19 protein-coding genes are annotated in these 19,788 nt (G+C 73.7%); 10 read left to right on the top strand and 9 right to left on the bottom strand.

The features are described from left to right. Positions 1 to 31 precede the first annotated feature (31 nt). Positions 32 to 1,786, top strand: coding sequence for an NAD+ synthase (locus VR45_RS16045; protein WP_045940437.1), 1,755 nt, complete (start codon positions 32 to 34; stop codon positions 1,784 to 1,786). A 55-nt stretch (positions 1,787 to 1,841) separates the two neighbouring features. Here the strand turns inward: VR45_RS16045 and VR45_RS16040 are convergent, their stop codons facing one another. The 3 genes from VR45_RS16040 to VR45_RS16030 all read right to left on the bottom strand — a co-directional run bounded on the left by VR45_RS16040 (position 1,842) and on the right by VR45_RS16030 (position 5,583). Further along, positions 1,842 to 2,888 (bottom strand): endonuclease/exonuclease/phosphatase family protein, encoded by a 1,047-nt coding sequence (locus tag VR45_RS16040; RefSeq protein WP_045940436.1) that lies wholly within the window; start codon positions 2,886 to 2,888, stop codon positions 1,842 to 1,844. A gap of 281 nt (positions 2,889 to 3,169) precedes the next feature. Then, the gene (locus VR45_RS16035; protein WP_045940435.1) at positions 3,170 to 3,811 is read right to left on the bottom strand and encodes a TetR/AcrR family transcriptional regulator; all 642 of its coding nucleotides are present in this window, start codon (positions 3,809 to 3,811) and stop codon (positions 3,170 to 3,172) included. Positions 3,812 to 3,936: 125 nt separating this feature from the next. Continuing rightward, the gene (locus VR45_RS16030; protein ID WP_052709123.1) at positions 3,937 to 5,583 is read right to left on the bottom strand and encodes an MFS transporter; all 1,647 of its coding nucleotides are present in this window, start codon (positions 5,581 to 5,583) and stop codon (positions 3,937 to 3,939) included. Between the two features lie 265 nt (positions 5,584 to 5,848). On the opposite strand from VR45_RS16030, the gene panB reads away from it, so the two are divergent. The 3 genes from panB (at position 5,849) to VR45_RS16015 (ending at position 8,741) form a co-directional block, all read left to right on the top strand. Beyond that, on the top strand, positions 5,849 to 6,718 hold the full coding sequence (gene panB, locus VR45_RS16025) for a 3-methyl-2-oxobutanoate hydroxymethyltransferase (protein WP_030391584.1): 870 nt from the start codon (positions 5,849 to 5,851) through the stop codon (positions 6,716 to 6,718). Positions 6,719 to 6,867: 149 nt separating this feature from the next. Further along, a complete protein-coding gene (locus VR45_RS16020) occupies positions 6,868 to 7,902 on the top strand; it encodes an ATP-binding cassette domain-containing protein (protein ID WP_045940434.1) in 1,035 nt (344 codons plus the stop codon). After that, positions 7,899 to 8,741, top strand: a complete 843-nt coding sequence (locus VR45_RS16015) for an ABC transporter permease (RefSeq protein ID WP_045940433.1) — start codon at positions 7,899 to 7,901, stop codon at positions 8,739 to 8,741. The genes VR45_RS16020 and VR45_RS16015 overlap by 4 nt, the downstream gene beginning before the upstream one ends. A gap of 122 nt (positions 8,742 to 8,863) precedes the next feature. Here VR45_RS16015 and VR45_RS16010 read toward each other — a convergent pair whose 3' ends face one another. Continuing rightward, complete coding sequence (locus tag VR45_RS16010; protein WP_045940432.1) at positions 8,864 to 12,151, bottom strand: BTAD domain-containing putative transcriptional regulator; 3,288 nt, start codon at positions 12,149 to 12,151, stop codon at positions 8,864 to 8,866. A gap of 206 nt (positions 12,152 to 12,357) precedes the next feature. On the opposite strand from VR45_RS16010, the gene VR45_RS16005 reads away from it, so the two are divergent. Beyond that, positions 12,358 to 13,173, top strand: coding sequence for a site-2 protease family protein (locus VR45_RS16005; protein ID WP_045940431.1), 816 nt, complete (start codon positions 12,358 to 12,360; stop codon positions 13,171 to 13,173). A gap of 6 nt (positions 13,174 to 13,179) precedes the next feature. Here VR45_RS16005 and VR45_RS16000 read toward each other — a convergent pair whose 3' ends face one another. Then, positions 13,180 to 13,365, bottom strand: coding sequence for a hypothetical protein (locus VR45_RS16000; protein ID WP_030391589.1), 186 nt, complete (start codon positions 13,363 to 13,365; stop codon positions 13,180 to 13,182). Positions 13,366 to 13,519: 154 nt separating this feature from the next. Then, positions 13,520 to 14,212 (bottom strand): NADPH-dependent F420 reductase, encoded by a 693-nt coding sequence (gene npdG, locus VR45_RS15995; protein ID WP_045940430.1) that lies wholly within the window; start codon positions 14,210 to 14,212, stop codon positions 13,520 to 13,522. 47 nt (positions 14,213 to 14,259) lie between these two features. Between npdG and VR45_RS15990 the strand changes: the two genes are divergently transcribed. Both VR45_RS15990 and VR45_RS15985 read left to right on the top strand, forming a co-directional pair. Then, entirely contained in the window at positions 14,260 to 14,883 is a 624-nt protein-coding gene (locus VR45_RS15990) for a hypothetical protein (protein WP_045940429.1), read from the top strand. Positions 14,884 to 14,971: 88 nt separating this feature from the next. After that, a complete protein-coding gene (locus tag VR45_RS15985; RefSeq protein WP_045940428.1) occupies positions 14,972 to 16,348 on the top strand; it encodes an MFS transporter in 1,377 nt (458 codons plus the stop codon). A 10-nt stretch (positions 16,349 to 16,358) separates the two neighbouring features. On the opposite strand, the gene VR45_RS15980 is transcribed toward VR45_RS15985, so the two are convergent. Further along, positions 16,359 to 16,592, bottom strand: coding sequence for a hypothetical protein (locus VR45_RS15980; RefSeq protein WP_030391593.1), 234 nt, complete (start codon positions 16,590 to 16,592; stop codon positions 16,359 to 16,361). Between the two features lie 133 nt (positions 16,593 to 16,725). Here VR45_RS15980 and map point away from each other — a divergent pair, with 133 nt between their 5' ends. Continuing rightward, positions 16,726 to 17,571: a type I methionyl aminopeptidase gene (gene map / locus VR45_RS15975; RefSeq protein WP_045940427.1), complete on the top strand. Its 846-nt coding sequence runs from the start codon at positions 16,726 to 16,728 to the stop codon at positions 17,569 to 17,571. 85 nt (positions 17,572 to 17,656) lie between these two features. On the opposite strand, the gene VR45_RS15970 is transcribed toward map, so the two are convergent. After that, the gene (locus VR45_RS15970) at positions 17,657 to 18,358 is read right to left on the bottom strand and encodes a bifunctional DNA primase/polymerase (RefSeq protein ID WP_030391595.1); all 702 of its coding nucleotides are present in this window, start codon (positions 18,356 to 18,358) and stop codon (positions 17,657 to 17,659) included. A 455-nt stretch (positions 18,359 to 18,813) separates the two neighbouring features. Here VR45_RS15970 and VR45_RS15965 point away from each other — a divergent pair, with 455 nt between their 5' ends. Then, positions 18,814 to 19,044 (top strand): hypothetical protein, encoded by a 231-nt coding sequence (locus tag VR45_RS15965; protein WP_030391596.1) that lies wholly within the window; start codon positions 18,814 to 18,816, stop codon positions 19,042 to 19,044. Positions 19,045 to 19,136: 92 nt separating this feature from the next. Next, positions 19,137 to 19,271 (top strand): hypothetical protein, encoded by a 135-nt coding sequence (locus VR45_RS50075; RefSeq protein WP_286163259.1) that lies wholly within the window; start codon positions 19,137 to 19,139, stop codon positions 19,269 to 19,271. Positions 19,272 to 19,317: 46 nt separating this feature from the next. On the opposite strand, the gene VR45_RS15955 is transcribed toward VR45_RS50075, so the two are convergent. Continuing rightward, the coding region (locus VR45_RS15955) for a PadR family transcriptional regulator (protein ID WP_045940425.1) at positions 19,318 to 19,788 on the bottom strand (471 nt) is incomplete at its 5' end.

Raw genomic sequence — 19,788 nt, 5'->3', positions numbered from 1 at the left:
TTTCGTCAGATCGACGATTAGACTCGGTGGCATGCCCAATCTCCGTCTCGCCCTCTGCCAGACCGACCCGTGGGTCGGTGACATCGCGCGCAACAGCGATGGGGTGGTGCACTGGACCAGGCAGGCCGTCGAGGCCGGTGCGCAGCTGGTCGCGTTCCCCGAGATGGCCCTGACCGGCTACCCGGTCGAGGACCTCGCGCTGCGCCGCTCCTTCGTCGAGGCGTCGCGGTCCGGGCTGACCGAGCTGGCCGGGCGGCTCGCCGCGGAGGGGCTCGGCGAGGTGCCCGTGGTGGTGGGCTACCTGGGCCGCTCGGAGCAGGCCTCGCCGCGCTTCGGCCGGCCGGCCGGCTCCCCGCAGAACTGCGCCGCGGTGCTGTTCCGCGGCGAGGTCGCGACCCGGTTCGCCAAGCACCACCTGCCGAACTACGGCGTGTTCGACGAGTACCGCTGGTTCGTCCCCGGCGACCAGCTGCCGGTGGTCCGGGTGCACGGGGTGGACATCGCGCTGGCGATCTGCGAGGACATCTGGCAGGACGGCGGCCGGGTGACCGCCGCCCGCGAGGCCGGGGCCGGCCTGCTGCTGGTGGTCAACGGCTCGCCGTACGAGCGGAACAAGGACGACGCCCGGCTGGAGCTGGTGCGGCGCCGGGCCGCCGAGGCCGGCTGCGCGCTCGCCTACGTGAACATGGTCGGCGGCCAGGACGAGCTGGTCTTCGACGGCGACTCGATCGTGGTCGCCCCGGATGGCGAGGTGCTGGCCCGCTCGCCGCAGTTCGAGGAGCACCTGCTGGTGCTGGACCTCGACCTGCCGGCCGCCGGCAGCGACCACACCGACGGGCTGCTGCTCGCCGACGGACTGCACCTGGTCCGCACCGAGCTGGGCGGCGAGCCCGCCGACCCGCCCGCCGAGCCCAGGCGGGCCGAGGTCGCGCCGCGGATCGCCGACGAGGCCGAGATCTGGTCCGCGCTGGTCTCCGGCACCCGGGCGTACGTGCGCAAGAACGGCTTCCGCTCGGTGCTGATCGGCCTGTCCGGCGGCATCGACTCGGCCGTGGTGGCCGCCCTCGCGGTGGACGCGATCGGCGCCGAGAACGTGTACTGCGTCTCGATGCCGAGCCGCTACTCCTCGCAGCACTCCCGGGACGACGCGGCCGAGCTGGCCCACCGCACCGGGCTGAACTTCCGCACGGTGTCGATCGCCCCGATGTTCGACGCCTATGTGGCCGCCACCGAGCTGACCGGACTGGCGGAGGAGAACCTCCAGTCCCGGCTGCGCGGCACCCTGCTGATGGCGATCTCCAACCAGGAGGGGCACATCGTGCTCGCGCCCGGCAACAAGAGCGAGCTGGCGGTCGGCTACTCGACCCTGTACGGCGACTCGGTGGGCGCCTACGGCCCGATCAAGGACGTCTACAAGTCGCTGGTCTTCCGGCTCGCCCGCTGGCGCAACGAGGAGGCCGAACGGCTCGGCGCGGTGCCGCCGATCCCGGAGAACACCATCGTCAAGCCGCCGTCCGCCGAGCTGCGGCCGGACCAGAAGGACACCGACTCGCTGCCGGACTACGACCTGCTGGACACCGTCCTCGACCTCTACGTCGAGGGCGACCAGGGCCGGGACGCGATCGTGGCGGCCGGCTTCGACCCGGCCGTGGTGGACCGGGTGGTGCGGCTGGTCGACACCGCCGAGTACAAGCGGCGGCAGTACCCGCCGGGCCCGAAGATCTCGGCCAAGGGTTTCGGCCGGGACCGCCGGCTGCCGATCACCAACCGCTGGCGCCAGGGCTGAAGCTTGTTCCGGAAGGTCCGGGACAAGCTTCAGGTTGCCGGAACTACCCGGCCGCTCACCGGTACCGGTAGGTGGCGGCCACCGCGAGGTGGTCGCTGCCGTCCCGCTCCAGGGTCCGCGAGTCGGTGGGCTCCAGTCCGCCCTTGCTCATGATCTGGTCGATCCGGGCCATCGGGAAGGACGCCGGCCAGCTGAAGCCGAAGCCGTCCCCGGCCGCGCCCTGGGCCGAGCGCATCTGCGAGGTGATCGGCGCCAGGCTGCGGTCGTTCATGGTGCCGTTGAGGTCGCCGAGCAGCAGCACCTTCTTCAGCGGCTCGGCCTCGACGGCGTCGCCGAGCGCCTGGGCGCTGACGTCCCGCTGGTTGACGGTGAAGCCGCCCTCGGCCTTGAGCCGGACCGACGGCAGATGGGCGACGTACACCGCGAGCGGGCCCTTCGGGGTGGTCACCTCGGCCCGGAACGCCCTGGTCCAGCCCATCTTGATGTCCACCACCGAGGCGTCGCCGATCGGGTACTTGGACCAGAGCCCGACCGTGCCCTCCACCACGTGGTACGGGTAGCTCGCGGCCAGCCCGGACTCCAGGGCACGCAGCGGCCGGCCGGCCAGCTCCTGGAGCGCGACGATCTGCGCCCCGGACTTCTCCAGCATCCGGACGGTGCTCCGGGGGTCGGTGTTGGCGGCGGCCACGTTGTGGCTGACCACGGTGAAGTCGCCGGTGCCGCCGCTCTTGTCGGTGAGCAGGCCGCCGAACATGTTGGCCCAGATCGCCACCGGCACCAGCAGCGCGAGCAGCGCGGTGGCGGAGCGGCGCAGCAGGGCGGGGACGAGCAGGACCGGCACCGCCAGCCCCACCCAGGGCAGGAAGGTCTCCAGCAGGCTGCCGAGGTTGCCGACGCTGTTCGGCACCTCGGCGTGGAAGGCCAGCAGGGCGCCGGTGAGCAGGGCCAGGACGGCGAGCACGAGGCCGCGCCACCAGGTGGTACTGCCCCGGGCATCCCGGCCCCAGTCGCGCACGCCGAGGAACCCGGCCGGGCGCCGGCCGGATCCCGGGTCGCCGGCCTCTGCCGGGGACACCCGGTCCGCCCTGTCCGCCTGCGCCATCCGTGACTCCCGTCGTTCGCGCCGTCTGTCCGTCCGCGTGCGCCGCCGCCTGCTGGCGGAGGGCGTGCCGGACCTGTGCCGGTTCGGTCGGATTCCGGCCCAGCCTATGTCGGGACAGACGCCCGGCCGGGCGACCGGGGTTCCGGCGTGGCCCGGTTGGTGAGCCAGGCCACTGCGCGGCCGGCCGGGCCACAACCGCCTCCCGGCCTGCGGCGATGCCGACGGGAAGGCCGGCCGGGGGCGTGGAACAACTGCGGGGCGCTGCGGGAGTGCCCGTCCGGTCAGGCCCGGGCGGGCCGGAGGGCGGGACCCGCGACGCCGCCGAGGAGGGCGTCGACCATCCGCTCGGCGAGCTGCGGGTCGTCGAGGTCGGAGTCGTCCCAGAGCACGCTGCGGGCGAGGATCGGGCCGATCAGCAGATCGCCGAGCAGTTCCTCGTCGAGGTCGGCGCGCAGCTCGCCGCCGGCGAGGCCGCGCCGGATCACCTGGCGGGCGGCCTCCCGGCGGGGTGCGATCACCCGTTCGCGGTAGGCGGCGTGCAGCTCGGGCCAGCTGTGCATCTGGCCGAGCGCGGCCTTGAGCACCCAGCGGGAGCGCTTGGCCAGGCCGCGCAGCCGCATGTACTCGATCATCGCGACGAGGTCGCCGCGGATCGACCCGGTGGTCTCGGGGAGCGGCTCCTCCAGTCTGCTGACCATGTCGATCAGCAGGGCCTCCTTGTTGGGCCAGCGCCGGTAGATGGTGGCCTTGCCGACGCCGGCGGCGGTGGCGATGCCCTCGATGGTCAGTTCCGCCAGGCTGGTGCCGGCCGCCATCAGTTCCTCGACGCCGGCGAAGATCGCCTGTTCGGCGGCCTCGCTGCGGGGCCTGCCGCGGCGCGGGCCGGTGCAGGGCGGCGGCGCGGCCGTCGGGTCGGTCTTCATCTCGCATCTCCCGGTTGTGGAGCCCCCGCCCGGAGAGTGGGGCGGGGGTCGCACGCGCTCGTGGGCCCTGTCGCCGGCAGTCCTCCCGGCGACAGGGCCCCATTCTCGCTCAGCCCGGCCGCCGGTCAGACGTCCGCGGCCGCCTTCCGGAGGGCTGCGCCGGCCCGCTCGCCGTGCTCGGCCGCGTCCGCCGCCGCACCGGGGCCGGCGGGACCGGCGCCGGGACCGCCGGCCGGGACCTTGCCGGGCAGCAGGAACCAGGCCAGCAGGGCGCCGGCCGCGGTGATCCCGGCGGAGAGCCCGGCCACCACGTGCATCGCGTGGATGAAGGAGTCGTTGGCCGGGCCGATCAGTTCCTTGCCCCGCTCGCCGAGTCGCGCGGCGACGGCCATGGTGGCCTCCAGCGACTCGCCCGCCTTCTCCCGCAGCTCCGGGGTGGGCAGCTGGGCGAGCTTGTCGGAGACCCCGTCGCGGTAGACGGTGGAGAGCACGGCGCCGAGCACCGCGACCCCGAGCGAGCCGCCGACCTGGCGGAAGGTGTTGTTGACGGCCGAGCCGGCGCCGGCCTTCTCGCGCGGCAGCGAGCCCATGATCGCGACCGTGATCGGCGGCATGACGTGCGCCATGCCGGTGCCCATCAGCAGGCCGAGCACGACCAGCACCCAGATCGGGGTGGTGGCGCTCAGCAGCAGGTAGCCGAGGAAGCCGACCGCGATGAACACCATGCCGGCGGCGCAGGTGGCGCGGACGCCGAAGCGGTCGACCACCAGCCGGGCGCGCGGGGCGAAGACCAGCTGGGCGGCGGCCAGCGGCAGCATCAGCACACCGGCCTCCAGGGCGCTGTAGCCGCGCACGCTCTGGGTGTAGAAGACGCCGAAGAACGAGACGCCCATCAGCGCGAAGAACACCACGCCGATCACCACCACCGAGGCGCTGAACACCTTGTCGCGGAACCAGTCGACGTCCAGCGCGGGGTGCGCGGTGCGGCGCTCGAAGACCACGAAGGCGGTCAGCGCCACCAGGCCGAGCAGCACCGGCCCCCAGGCCGCGACGGCGGTGAAGTCCGCCAGCTCGCCGCCCTTGATGATGCCGTAGATCAGCGCCACCAGGCCGATGATGGAGAGCAGCACGCCGACCGGGTCCATCCGGCCCGGCTTGGGGTCCTTGGACTCCGGGACGAGCAGGGCCATCGCGATCACCGCGACGATCACGATCGGCACATTGACCAGGAAGACCGAGCCCCACCAGAAGTGCTCGATCAGCAGGCCGCCGGTGATCGGGCCGATCGCGATCGCGAGCCCGACCGCGCCGGCCCAGATGCCGATCGCCTTGGGCTGCTCGGCGCGCTCGAAGACGTTCATGATGATGGCGAGCGTGGCCGGCATGGCCAGCGCCCCGCCGACGCCCATCAGGGCGCGGTAGCCGATCAGTTCGCCCGGCGTGGAGGCGAGCGCGGAGAGCAGCGAGGCGAGGCCGAAGACGACCATGCCGGCCAGCAGGGCCCGCTTGCGGCCGAACCGGTCGCCCAGCAGTCCGGAGGTGAACAGCAGTCCGGCGAAGACCAGGGTGTACGAGTTGATCGACCATTCCAGGTCGCTCTGGCTGGCGCCGATGCCGGTGGGCGCCGGGGAGGCGATGGTCTTCATCGCGACGTTGAGGATCGAGTTGTCGAGGACGACGACGAGCAGGGCGAGCACCAGGGTGCCCAGGATCGCCCAGCGGCGGCGGTGGATGGCTTCCGGCACCCGGGGTGGCGCGGCGGCGGTGGTCATGGCTTCTTCCCGTCCGTGGTACGGCGTGGCACTGGCGGGCAAATTCGAGCCGCGGTCGTCTCGTAAACCCCCCGCAGCGAGCGTAGCGCCCATTTCGATACGAGACGGCTCCGTTTCGTAAAACCCTGGCAAAGATCCGCGCGGCCGCTCCCGCACACAGCGCGGCCCCGCCCCTTTTGCACCCGCGCCGGGCCGTGCAAGCATGGAGGTGATCCGGGGACGCCGCACGGCGCCACGAGACGACAACCCTTCAGGAGCCTGTTCGATGAACGCTTCTTCGCCTTCGCCTGCCCAGAACCAGGCGTCGACCACCACCCTCTACGGTGGGGTCACCACCCGCCGCGTCACCGTCCGCGACCTCGCCGCAGCCAAGCAGCGCGGCGAGAAGTGGTCGATGCTGACCGCCTACGACGCCCTCACCGCCGGCGTCTTCGACGAGGCCGGCACGCCCGTCCTGCTGGTCGGCGACTCCGCCGGCAACTGCCACCTCGGCTACGAGACCACCGTGCCGGTGACCATGGACCAGATGGTCATGCTGGCCGGCGCCGTCGTCCGGGGCACCAAGCGGGCCATGATCGTCGCCGACCTGCCGTTCGGCTCCTACCAGGAGTCCCCGGCCCAGGCGATGCACAACGCGGTCCGGCTGATGAAGGACGCCGGGGTCGGCGCGGTCAAGCTGGAGGGCGGCGAGCGCAGCGCCCGCTCGATCGAGCTGCTGGTCGAGGCCGGCATCCCGGTGATGGCGCACATCGGCCTCACCCCGCAGTCCGTGCACGCGCTGGGCGGCTACCCCGTCCAGGGCCGCGGCGACGAGGCCGCGCACCAGCTGCTGCGCGACGCCAAGGCGGTGCAGCAGGCCGGCGCCTTCGCGGTCGTCCTGGAGGCGGTGCCCGCCGAGCTGGCCAAGCAGGTCACCGAGCAGCTCACCGTCCCGACCGTCGGCATCGGCGCCGGGGTGGACTGCGACGCCCAGGTGCTGGTCTGGACCGACTTCGCCGGCATGACGGCGGGCCGGGTGCCCAAGTTCGTCAAGCAGTACGCCAACCTGCGGGCCGTCCTCGGCGACGCCGCCCGCGCGTTCGCCGAGGACGTCCGCGGCGACGCCTTCCCCGCCCCGGAGCACACCTTCCACTGACGCGCTCCCCGTCACCGGGACCCGGCCACGGCCGGGCCGGGCCCCGGTGACAGCCGCCTGACAGCGCGCCGACAGCGGCTCGCCGGCGGGCCGCCCGCCCGACACCCGGCTGACAGCGGGCTGACAGCCGGGGCGGACAGTCTTCTCGCATGACACGAATCTCCACCGCCCCGAACGACCGGGGGCCCGCTGCGGGGAATGCCGTCGAGGTCCGCGGCATCGTCAAGCACTTCGGCAGCACCAAGGCGCTCGACGGCGTCGACCTCACCGTGCGCGAGGGCACCGTCCTCGGCGTGCTCGGCCCCAACGGGGCCGGCAAGACCACCCTGGTCCGCGTCCTCTCCACCCTCATCAAGCCCGACGCCGGCACCGCCTTCGTCGGCGGCTACGACGTGCTGCGCCAGCCCAAGCAGCTGCGCCGCACCATCGGCCTCACCGGCCAGTACGCCTCGGTCGACGAGCTGCTCTCCGGCTACGAGAACCTCTACCTGATCGGCCGGCTGCTCGACCTCTCCAGCAAGGAGGCCAAGGCGCGCGCCACCGAGCTGCTGGAACGGTTCTCGCTCACCGAGGCCGCCAAGCGCGTCGCCAAGACCTACTCCGGCGGCATGCGCCGCCGCCTCGACCTGGCCGCCTCCATGATCGGCCGCCCCCGGGTCCTCTACTTGGACGAGCCCACCACCGGCCTGGACCCGCGCACCCGCAACGAGGTCTGGGACGAGGTGCAGCGGATGGTCGCCGAGGGCGCCACCGTGCTGCTCACCACCCAGTACATGGAGGAGGCCGAGCAGCTCGCCCAGGAGCTGACCGTCATCGACCGCGGCCGGGTGATCGCCAGCGGCGGCGTGGCCGAGCTCAAGGCCAAGGTCGGCGGCCGGACCCTCCAGGTCCGCCCGACCCACCCGGCCGAGCTCCCCGAGATGGCCCGCTGCCTGCACGACAGCGGCATCGCGACGGCCACCTTCTCCGCCGACACCGGCCTGCTCTCGGTGCCCCTCACCGCGGACGAGCAGCTGACCGCCGTGGTCGGTGTCCTCGGCACCCGCGGCTTCGGCATAGCCGGCATCGACACCAAGGTGCCCAGCCTCGACGAGGTCTTCCTCGCCATCACCGGCAAGCCCGCGGACGTCGCGGACCGCACGGACACCGCTGTCCCCAGCCTCGCCAAGGAGCCCGTCGCATGACCACCGCCACACTCACCCCGACCCCGACCCCGACCTCGGGCGCCCGGAAGACGGCGGCCGAGGACGGCCGGATCGGCCTGGGGGCCAACCTCCGCCACGTCGGCGCGCTGACCCGCCGCAACCTGATGCGGATCAAGGCCGACCCGGAGTCGATGTTCGACGCGGTGCTGATGCCGATCATCTTCACCGTGCTGTTCGTCTACGTCTTCGGCGGCGCCGTCTCCGGCGACCAGGACGCCTACAAGCAGTACATGATCCCCGGTCTGATGGGTCAGACCGGCCTGACCCTGGCGATGGCCGTCGGCACCGGGCTGAACAGCGACTTCCAGACCGGCGTGATGGACCGGTTCCGCACCCTGCCGATCGGCCGGGCCTCGGTCCTGCTCTCCAAGATCGGCGCGGAGACCTGCCGCGCGCTGCTCTCCTTCGGCATCATGATCACCTTCTCGCTCTGCATCGGCTTCGACCTGAAGGGCGGTCTGCTGCCCACGCTGGCCGCGGTCGGGCTCTCGCTGCTCTTCGGCATGTCGATCGTGTGGATCTCGATGCTGCTGGGCATGGCGCTGCGCAGCGCCCAGGCCGTCCAGGGAGTCTCCATGCTGGTCCTGATGCCGATGCAGTTCGGCAGCTCGATCTTCGCCCCGACCGACACCATGCCGGGCTGGCTCCAGGCCTTCACCAAGGTCAACCCGCTGTCCGCGCTGGCCGACGCCTGCCGGGCCCTGATGAACGGCCAGGGCGCCGTGGGGCACCCGGTACTGATCGTGCTGGCCTGGTCGATCGGCATCACCGCGGTCTTCGCACCGCTCGCCGTCGCCCGGTTCCGCAAGCGGACCTGAGCCCCGGCCGACCGGCCGACCGACCGGCCGGCACACCGGCCCCGGACGCGCGAGGGGAGCGCCCGGGGCCGGCTCCTTCGGCTTTCAGGTGCTCCCCGTTCGGCGCACCGGCGGCTCCCGGCTCAGCGCACCAGCTCGTCCAGCATGGCGTTGGCCTCCGTCACGGACATCGTCCGACCCTCGGCGGCCGCCACCTCGAACTCCGCGTCACCGAGCATCCCGCGCAGGGCGTCCTCGGTCCGCTCGCGCTCGACCCGGTCGAGGTAGCCGCCCTTCGGCCCGTTCATCCCGGTGTGTGCGCCGAACAGCACCGCGGCCAGCCGGGCCCGCGCCAGGTCGCCGTCCCGCCGGGCGAACGCCTCCAGCAGCCCGATCACCGGCGGCAGCATCATCACCGACATCTGGTCCACGAAGCCGCTCGCCGCGGCCGGCACCGAGCGCATCAGCTGCCGGCCCTCGCCGACCAGCTCCCGCCCGAGGTCGGGATCGCCGGCCCGGGCGATGATCCAGCCCCGGGTGACCGTCAGCATCCCGCCCACCACGTCCGGGGCGAACGCGCCGATCCGCGTCCACCGGAGCACGTCCAGCTCGGCCAGGGCCCGCTCGAAGTCCCCGCGCTGCGCATTGATGCCGCAGAGCATCAGGTGACCGAACAGCAGCGCGCCGTTGGTCGCCTGGTTGTCCCCCGGCTCGATCCCGTCCAGCGCCGCCCGGATCTGCCGCTCCCCCGCCGCGAGGTCGCTGTCCAGCATCGCCGACCCCAGGTGCACCTGGAGCATCGGCACCTCCTGCGGCGCGCCCAGCTCCTCGGCCAGCTCGATCGCCCGGCGGTACGCCTCCACCGCATCGGCCGAACGGCCCTGGTTGGCCAGCGACTCGCCGCGCGCGGACAGCGCCTGGGACATCCCCCAGCGGTCGCCGGCCCGGCGGTACAGCTCCAGCGACTCCTCGCCGTCCAGGGTGCTCTGCTCGGCCCCGCCCGGCCAGTCGTTCATCATCTTGGCCCGGATCTGCAGGATGAACGCCAGGTCGCTCGCGTTGCCGTGCTCCCGGCAGCCCGCCACCGCGTCGTCCAGCAGGTCCCGCATGGCGTCCAGCTGGCCGATCAGGAAGGCGCCGAAGACCCGCATCAGCCCGGGGAAGCGGTAGGACTGCGGCAGGTCGCTGCTGTAGGCCTCGGTGACCTTGCGGGCGGTGGCGACCGCCTCCGGGTCGCCCAGGACGTCGAGATTGCCCTCGAAGATGCTGATCAGCCGGTAGATGACGATCGCCCGGCGGGCCTCCCCGAGCACCTCCGGCGGCATCGGTACCGAGTACTCCAGCACGTGCCGGTCCAGCGGCACCGGACGGGCCGCGGCGTCGAACGGGTCGGGGCCGATCGACAGCACCGCGTCGTACCAGCGCCGGGCCTCCTGGCTGTAGCCGCGCAGCGACCAGTACCAGCTCATGCCCAGTGCCAGGACCACCGCCTCGCCCTCGTCCCGGCGGCAGACGGCGCGGCGCAGCGCCGCCCGGATGTTGTCGTGCTCGCGCTCCAGCACCGCCAGCCAGTGCAGCTGCTCGGGCCCGTGGACATGGAGGTCGGCGCCGCGGACCAGCTCGCGGAAGTACTCGACGTGCCGGCCCCCGGTGGCGGCGGTCTCCTCCGCCTCGGCCAGCCGCTCGTCGGTGTACTCGTGGATGGTCTCCAGCATCCGGTAGCGCGGCGGTCCCTCCCCGTCCAGGTCGGCCACCAGCAGGGACTTGTCGACCAGCGAGAGCAGCAGGTCGGCGACCTCCTCGCGGGGCACCTCGGCCTCGTCCGAGCAGACCGACTCGGCCGCCTCCAGGCTCCAGCCGCCCGCGAACACCGCCAGCCGGCGCAGCACCGCGCGCTCCTGCTTGCCCAGCAGGTCCCAGCTCCAGTCGACCACCGCGCGCAGCGTCTGCTGACGCGGCAGCAGGGTCCGGCTGCCCGCGGTGAGCAGCGCGAACCGGCTGTCCAGCCGGTCGGCGATCTGCCGGGCCGTCATCACCCGGAGCCGGGCGGCGGCCAGTTCGATGGCGAGCGGCAGCCCGTCCAGCCGGCGGCAGATCTCGGCGCAGGCCTCCGGATCGCTCTGCGGGTCGAAGCCGGGGCGGGCGGCTGCGGCCCGCTCGGTCAGCAGCCGCAGCGCCACCGGGTCCGGCAGCGGCTCGACCGGCAGGACGGTCTCGCCCGGCACCCCCAGCGGCTCCCGGCTGGTGGCCAGCACGGTCAGCCCCGGGCACTCGGTGAGCAGGGTGTCCGCGAGATCGGCGGCGGACTGGATCAGGTGCTCGCAGTTGTCCAGGACGAGCAGCATCCGGCGGCGCCCGCAGTGCTCGATCAGCCGGCGCACCGGGTCGTCGGTGCGGCCCTCGATCACCTCGGCGACCATGCTGGCGCCGGTGTGCAGGACGGTCGCGCGCAGGCCGAGCGCCGACACCACCGCGCCCGGCACCGCGTCCGGGCGCTCCACCGGGGCGAGCTCGGCCACCCAGACGCCGTCCGGCCAGTGCCCGGCGCCCTGCTCCAGGCGGCCGGCCTCGACCGACAGCCGGGTCTTGCCGGAGCCGCCGGGGCCGGTGAGGGTGACCACCGGGCTCGGTGCTGCTGCCGGTGCCGGCGGCACGGGCTCCGCGGTCGGGGCGCTCTCCACGGCCGGGGCGGTCTCCACCGCCGGGGCGACCGGTTCGGACGGGCTCAGCAGCTCGGCGTACAGCGACTGGAGCCGGCGCCCGGGATCGACGCCCAGCTCGTCCGCCAGGGCCCGCCGGGTCTGCTCGTAGTGGCGCAGCGCCTCGGCCGTCCGGCCGGACTCGTGCAGCGCCCGGACCATCAGGTACTGCAGCGGCTCGTCCAACGGCTTGCCCTCGCACAGCTCGGCGAGCTCGGCCACCAGCTCGGCCGCCCGGCCGAGGCCGAGCTCGGCGGTGATCCGGTGCCGGCGGACCTCCTCGCGCTGCGCCTCCAGCCTGGTCGCCGGGCCGCCCCGGTCCGGCAGGTCGGCGAGCGCCGGGCCGCGCCACAGCGAGAGCGCGGCGCGCAGCCGCTCGGCGGCCGACACCTGGTCGCCCTGCTCCAGCGCCCGGCGGCCCTCCCCGGCCAGCCGCTGGAACTCGGCGAGGTCGGTGGCGGGCTCGGTCAGCCAGTACCCGGCCGGGCCGGAGCCGACCCGGTCGCGGCCGATGGTCCGACGCAGCCGGCCGACCAGGGTCTGGAGCGCGGCCGACGCGTCCTGCGGTGGCTCGGCGTCCCACACCTCGTCGACCAGCAGGTCGGCCGGCACCGGCCGCCCCTGGCGCAGCGCCAGCGCGGCGAGCAGGGCGCGCAGCCGGGCTCCGCCGAGCGGGACCGGGGTGCCGTCGTCGTGGTGGGCCGTGGTGGTGCCGAGGATGCCGTAGTGCACCGCACCATTCTGGTGGATCGACCCCGTCCCCCACGCACATTTGTCCAGTCCTCGACCCTGACTGCACCCTGACTCCGGGAGACCGCGCCAGGAACCCGGTGCCGGGCTCCGTACGTTCACCCTGGACGGCTTGTCCGGCGCGGGCCCGCCCGGCATGATCGGCCTCTGCCCCGCCCCCATCTCCCGACCACCGGAGCACCCACACCATGACCTTCGCCGCCACGCAGCGCTCACGCAGCGAGGACCGCCGGATCAGCCCGGTGTTCTGGGCCCTGCTCGCGATCTTCGCCACCTCCGCCGTGGCGGTGTTCCAGGGCTACGGCAACGCCCGGTTCGGGATCTTCCTGTTCGTGGTGGCCGGCTGGATGGTCTCGCTCTGCCTGCACGAGTTCGCGCACGCGCGCACCGCGCTGCACGGCGGCGACATCAGCGTCGGCGCCAAGGGCTACCTGACCCTCAACCCGTTCAAGTACGCCAACGCCCTGCTCAGCTTCGTGCTGCCGATCGTCTTCGTGCTGCTCGGCGGCATCGGCCTGCCCGGCGGCGCGGTCTGGATCGAGCGGCACCGGGTGCAGGGCCGGCTCAAGCACAGCCTGATCTCGGCCGCCGGGCCGCTGGTGAACCTGCTCGCCGCGGTGCTGCTGCTGGTCCCGGTCGGCGCGGGCTGGCTGGACGACCCCGAGGTGCACGCGGTCTGGAACGGCTACGAGCTGAACGTCTCGCCGCTGGCGCTCGCCCTGGGCTTCCTCGGCATGCTCCAGCTGAGCGCGACCCTGCTCAACCTGCTGCCGGTGCCCGGCCTGGACGGCTACGGGATCGTCGAGCCCTGGCTCTCGGCCAAGACCCGGCGGGCGATCGAGCCGTTCGCGCCGTACGGCATGCTGGCCGTCTTCGCGCTGCTCTGGCAGCCGGAGATCAACCACTGGTTCTTCGAGGTCGTGTACGGCGCGATGGACCTGGTGGGCGTCGACCGGGCCTACCCGCAGGTGGGCCACGAGCTGTTCATGTTCTGGAAGGACTGACCGGACTCAGGCCCGCTCGGCCGCCGCGCGGGCCAGCTTCTCCCGGCGCACGTTCATCCAGAGCACATTGCTGGCAATGCCGGCCATCGGCAGCCAGACGAGGCCGAGCCACCAGCCCTGCACCAGCGAGACCACGGCGGCGGCCAGCGCGAGAACGACGACGAGCGAGGCGAGGACGGACGTGCGGGGCATGGCGGGGTACTCCTGCGGCCGGGGGTGAGGTCGGCCCCCATTGTCGCCGACCTCACCCCCGGACCGGGTCCAGGGGTGAGGTCGGCGATCCGGTCCGATCGTCGGACGACCGGACCGTGCGTTCGGCGGGACGTCCGCGGTCGGACGCCGGTGCTCAGACGTCCGTGATCCGCAGGCCCGCGTGCGCCTTGTAGCGGCGGTTGACCGAGATGAGGTTCGCCACCAGCGACTCCACCTGGTGCGCGTTGCGCAGCCGGCCCGCGAAGATGCCCCGCATGCCGGGGATCCGGCCCGCCAGCGCCTGCACGATGTCGGTGGCGGCCCGCTCCTCGCCGAGCACCATCACATCGGTGTCGATCCGCTCGATCGACTCGTCCTGGAGCAGCACCGCCGACAGGTGGTGGAAGGCCGCGGTCACCCGGGAGTCCGGCAGCAGGGCGGCGGCCTGCTGGGCGGCGCTGCCCTCCTCCGGGACGAGCGCGAAGGCGCCCTGCTTGTCGAAGCCGAGCGGGTTGACGCAGTCCACCACGATCTTGCCGGCCAGCTCCTCGCGGAGGGCGGTGAGGGTGGCGGCGTGCCCGTCCCAGGGCACCGCCACGATGACGATGTCGCTCTCACGGGCGGTGGCGGCATTGTCGGCGCCCCGCACCCCCAGGCCGATCGCGTCCGCCGAGGCCTGCGCGCGGGCCGCGTCGCGCGAGCCGATGATCACCTGCTGGCCGGCCTTGGCCAGCCGCAGGGCCAGCCCCCGCCCCTGGTCGCCGGTGCCGCCGAGGACACCGACCACCAGCTGCGAGACGTCCGGCAGCTCGTGGGCCGGGTTTGTCGCTGAATCGAGGGAAGTCATGGGCCGATCCTGCCAAACGAGCGGCCCGTCGCGACATCCTGTGCGCCATGGACGCGGTGAGAGTTTCGGCACTGAGGGACCGTCTGGCCGGAACCGGTTGGCTGGAAGCCGTCGGCGGCTTCGCCGGGGAGCTGCGGCACGCGGTCACCCGGCGCGGGGCGGGCGAGCTGCTGCTCGTCGGCACCACCGGGTACGAGCCCTGGCACCTGGCCGCCCATCTGGAGGACGAGGCCGCCTGGTCGGACGTCCCCCGGCTGGCGCCCACCCTGCTGCGGCACCGGGTCCCGGCCGCCGCCCCGGCCCATCTGGCGCACGGTCTCGGCCGGCTGACCGGGGCCGGGCGCGGCGCGACCGTCCTGGTGGTGGCCCCGACGGCGGCCGGGGAGCCGCTGCTGGAGCGGGTGCACGACGCCCGGCGGCACGGGGCGACGGTACTGGCGCTGGAAGGCGCGGCGCCGGGCACCCCGGGCGGGTCCGCCGGCCCGGGCGACCTGGCCGGGCTGGCACACGGGCGGCTCGCCGTCGGCACCGCCGAGGACGAGCCCTTCGACCTGGCCCAGCACCTGGTCAGCACCGCCGCCGGGCAGCCGCCCGGGCCGCGCTCGGCGCTGGGGCGGCTGGCCGCGCTCGCCGAGCGGCTCACCGCGGGGCCGACGATCAGCCGCTGGTGACGGCGGGTAGGGCGGCGGACGGGGGGCGGCGGGTAGGACGGTAGGCGGGGCGGCGGCCGGGCCCGGCCCCCGCACAGGATGGTCGCTCGTGAACGAAGCCGCCCCGTCCCCGAGCAGTCGGGCGAAGTCCCTGCTGCGCACGGTCACTCCCGACCTGACCCCCTGGCGCTCCTCCCGGGAGTTCCGCCTGCTGTGGCTCTCCGGCTGTGTCACCGGCTTCGGCAGCTTCCTCACCTACGTCGCGGTGCCGATGCAGATCAAGGAGTTGACGGACTCCTCGGTCGCGGTCGGCCTGGTCGGCGCCTTCGAGCTGGTCCCGCTGATCGTCTTCGGCCTCTGGGGCGGCGCCCTCGCCGACGCCCTGGACCGCCGCCGCCTGGTGCTGTTCGCCGAGGCGGGGCTCGGTCTGCTCAGCATCCTGCTGCTGGTCAACGCGCTGCTGCCGACCCCCGTGCTGTGGCCGATCTACCTGGTGGCCGCGCTGGTCGCCGCCGCCGACGGCCTGCAGCGCCCGGCCCTGGACGCGCTCACCCCGCGGATCGTCCCGCACGACCAGCTGACCGCCGCCTTCGCGCTCAACTCCCTCTACCGCAACGCCGCCTCGGTGGCCGGTCCGACCCTGGCCGGCGTCGTGGTCACCTTCGCCGGGGTGCAGACCGCGTACGCCCTGGACGTGGTCACCTTCGCCGCCTCGCTGCTGCTGCTCTCCCGGATCCGGGCGGTACCGCCGCCCACCGGCGCCGAGAAGCCCTCGGTGCGGGCGGTGCTCACCGGCGTCCGCTACGCGTGGAGCCGCAAGGACCTGCTCGGCACCTACGCGATCGACCTGTGCGCGATGCTGTTCGCCTTCCCGGTGGCGATCTTCCCGTTCCTGGCCGCCGAGCTGGACGCCGGCTGGGCGCTCGGCCCGATGTACGCCGCCTCGGCGGTCGGCGCCCTGCTGGTCTCGGTGACCGGCGGCTGGACGTCCCGGATCCACCGGCACGGCCGGCTGCTGCTGGTCGCGGCGCTCGGCTGGGGCGTGGCGATCGCCCTGGCCGGCCTGTCCGGCTCGGTCTGGCTGGTGCTGCTCTTCCTGGCGCTGGCCGGCGGCGCCGACCAGATCAGCGGGATCGCCCGCTCCACGCTGTGGAACCAGTCGATCCCGGACGCGCTGCGCGGCCGGATGGCCGGTGTCGAGCTGCTCAGCTACTCGGTCGGGCCGCAGCTGGGCCAGGTCCGGGCGGGCGGCATGGCCGGACTGGTCGGCGTCCGGGCCTCGGTGTGGGTCGGCGGCGTGGCCTGTGTGGTGGGCGTGCTCGCGCTGGCCACCGCCCTGCCCCGGTTGCTCTCCTACGACGACCGCACCGATCCGCACGCGGCCGCCGTCCGCGCCGAGCACGAGCGCGCGGCGGCGGAACGGACGGCCTCGGAACGGGCGGCGGGACCCGCCTCGGCCGAGGAGAGCCCCGCCGCCGCCGGCTAGCCGGCCGGGGCTACTCCCCCGCGCCGTCCTGCGGCCGGTCGTTCCACTGGGGGTCGTTCTTCCACTCGCGGTTGCGCAGCTCCGCGGTCTCCAGCGCGTGCGCCGCCTCCTGCTGGGTGGCGTACGGGCCCAGGCGGTCCTTGGCCGGGCACTCCGGCCCCTCCTCGACCTTGCCGTGCTTGATGCAGTAGAACCATTCGCCGGGCCGGCCGGTCGGCTTGTTCCGGCGGAATCCCAGGGCCATGGTGGTCACCTCCGTATCGGCGGTCGTGCCCCGCCGTGGCGTCGCGTCGTCCCGATCATTCCCCGCCCCGGTGCCGTCCGCACACCTGGTGCCCGCCCCCGGACCGGAGGGCCCGACACTTAGAATCGGCGCCATGGCACTCGTACCCGGCATCCAGTCACCCATCCGCAAGGTCCCGGCGCACATCCCGCGCCCCGAGTACGTCGGGAAGCCCGCGCCGACGCCGTACACCGGGCCCGAGGTGCAGACCGCCGAGACGATCGAGAAGATGCGGATCGCCGGCGGCATCGCCGCCCGGGCGATGGCCGAGGCGGCGAAGCTGATCGCGCCCGGCGTCACCACGGACGCGCTGGACGCGGTCGCGCACGCGTACATGTGCGACCACGGGGCCTACCCGTCCGACCTCGGCTACCGGGGCTTCCCCAAGTCGGTCTGCACCTCGATCAACGAGGTCATCTGCCACGGCATCCCCGACTCGACCGTCCTCCAGGACGGCGACATCGTCAACATCGACGCCACCGCGTACATCCACGGGGTGCACGGCGACCTCAACGCCACCTACCTGGTCGGCGACGTGGACGAGGAGTCCCGGCTGCTGGTCGAGCGGACCAGGGAGTCGCTGGACCGGGCGATCAAGGCGGTCAAGCCGGGCCGCCTGATCAATGTGATCGGACGGGTCATCGAGTCCTACGCCAAGCGCTTCGACTACGGCGTGGTCCGCGACTTCACCGGACACGGCATCAACACGTCGTTCCACTCCGGCCTGATCGTCCCGCACTACGACAGCGAGCGGGCCACCGAGGTCATCAAGCCGGGCATGACCTTCACCATCGAGCCGATGCTCACCCTCGGCACCTACGACTACGAGATCTGGTCGGACGGCTGGACCGTCGTCACCAAGGACCGCAAGCGCACCGCCCAGTTCGAGCACACCCTGGTGGTCACGGCGGACGGCGCGGAGGTCCTCACCCTGCCGTAGGGCCGGGGGACCGGGCCGGCCCACCGGGCCGGCCCGCGTCGGCGGTCGGCCGATCAGCGGGTCGGCCGATCAGCTGGTCAGCCGGTCAGCCGATCAGCCACTGCTCCTCGGCCACCGCGCCCACCTCGGTGCAGGCGTCGGTCAGCACGTCCAGGACGCGCAGCGGGTCCGGCAGCGGCTGCTCAGGACCGCGCAGCCAGCGCACCTCGGAGCCGTCCGGCAGCGCGGCCGGCGGCAGCAGGGTGTACGAGCCGCGGCAGTGCCAACGCAGGCCGGGGTGCTCGGACATGGTGTCGGGGGTGGAGTCCAGGGCGCTCGGCCACCACTCGTCCTCGTCCACCGGGGTGCCCCTGGTGGCGGTGAAGAACAGGTAGCGGTCCTCGCCGACCGCGGCCACCGGGCCCTCGACGCCGAGCGCGGTCAGCCGCTCCAGGGCGAGCCGGCCGGCCTCGGCCGGGACGTCCAGTACGTCGTGGGCGCGGCCAGTGGCGGTGACGAAGTTGGCCAGCGGGTCGCGGGAGAGCCAGCGGGCGAGCTGCTCCGGGTCGGTGGTGGCCTGCGTCTGCCAGGCGAAGGAGACCGGGTGCTGGGCCGGGGCCGGACAGGCCACCCGGTCGCAGGAACAGCGGTACCCGGCCGGATGCGCGGCGGGAGCGAGCGGGAAGCCGGCGCGCACGGCGCCGAGCAGTTGGTCCAGTCTGGCGGCGGGGGTGTCGGGTGCCGCCGACCGGGCCCGCTCACGATCCCGCTTCTGCCACCAGGCCGTCCACCTGCCGCCGGATTCCATCGGGCCCCTTCCGCGCATTGCCGTGCCTGGTGTGACACAGCGTTCGACGTACCACTCCGACGCAACGCACGGCGCCCCCCGCTGCTTCCCCGGGTGGTGCTCGGCACTGCGGTCCCGCGCCCCGCCGACCGGAGCCGGGGTTGCCGGACGGTCGACGCCCGGGGTCACGGTACGGAGTCAAGGCGGCACGACGGCTGCGGCTCGGCGGCCCGGCGGGCACGATGAGATGCGCCTCGCCCGGCCCGTACGGGCCCGCTGACCCGGGTGGACCCCGAGGGCGTAACAGGAAGGATAAGGGTGCGCGGGCCCTTCGGATGACCGGGGGCGGTGCCTCTCCGGTCACACTCCCGGCACCCGGCCCTCACACCGCCTTCGCCGGGACACCCGCGGCGGCCCGGTCCGCCCCCGTTCGCCGGGCCCTCCGCGAACCCCCGCCGGGGTGAGACCCTGGTGGGGTGAAGAGCGCGGACACCGAATTCGTCGGCGGCCCCCTGGACGGCCGGACCCTCCCCATCCCGCTGGGCCCGATGTACGGGGTGCCCAAGAAGTACACCGTGCCGGTCCCTTCGCACGGGGACACCCCGGCGCGCACACTGGTGTACGTCCGGGCCAAGCAGCAGCGGGGCACCCGCTGGTTCTGGCGCTACGAGTACGACGAGGCGGCCACCGCCCGCGCTTCCGGGTGACGGCCGCCTCCCCTCGCGGGAGGACGGCGATGGCGAGAACCGAACGGCACCCGAGGAACCGCTCCCGGTCGGTGGCGCTGCACAATCGACAGGTGGCCGGGGTCACGGCCGGCCTGCTGGTGGCGGTCAGTGTCTACAGCGCGGTGCTCGGCTCCAACGGCTGGCTCTGGTTCGGCTGGGCGGTGCTGCTGCTCGCTTGCGTGGCACTGTTCGCCGTCCGCTCCTGAGCAGCCGCACCGCCCGCACCGGGACCGCGCCCCGGACCGGAACCGGTCAGGCGTCCTCGGCCAGGATCAGGTAGAGCTTCTTGCGGGCCTCGTTGAGCACCTCCAGGCCCTTGGCGCGCTGCGCCTCGGTGCCCGTCGCCATGACCTGGCGGACGGCCTGCTCCACCGCGCCCAGCGCCTGGCCGACCTCCTGGACCGCGGCCCAGTCGACCTCCTGACCGGCCTCCGCCCACGGCTCGTCCGGTCCGGCCTCGGCCTCGGTCCGGCCCGCCTCGGTGAGCTGGACCAGCCGCTTGCCGCCGATCTCCTCCGCCGTGACCAGGCCCTCCTCCTCCAGCAGCTGGAGGGTGGGGTAGACCGAACCGGGGCTGGGCCGCCAGGCCCCGCCCGAGCGCTCGGCGATCTCGGCGATCATCTCGTAGCCGTGCATCGGCCGCTCCTTGAGCAGCGCCAGCAGCGAGGCACGCACGTCCCCGCGCCGGGCCCGCCCGCCGCGCCGTCCGCGCACCCACGGCGG

This window comes from Streptomyces sp. NRRL S-495 (assembly GCF_000966955.1).
Taxonomy (GTDB): Bacteria; Actinomycetota; Actinomycetes; order Streptomycetales; family Streptomycetaceae; genus Kitasatospora; species Kitasatospora purpeofusca.
Note: the sequence above shows the minus strand (reverse complement) of the source record. Positions and strands in the feature narration are given on the sequence as shown.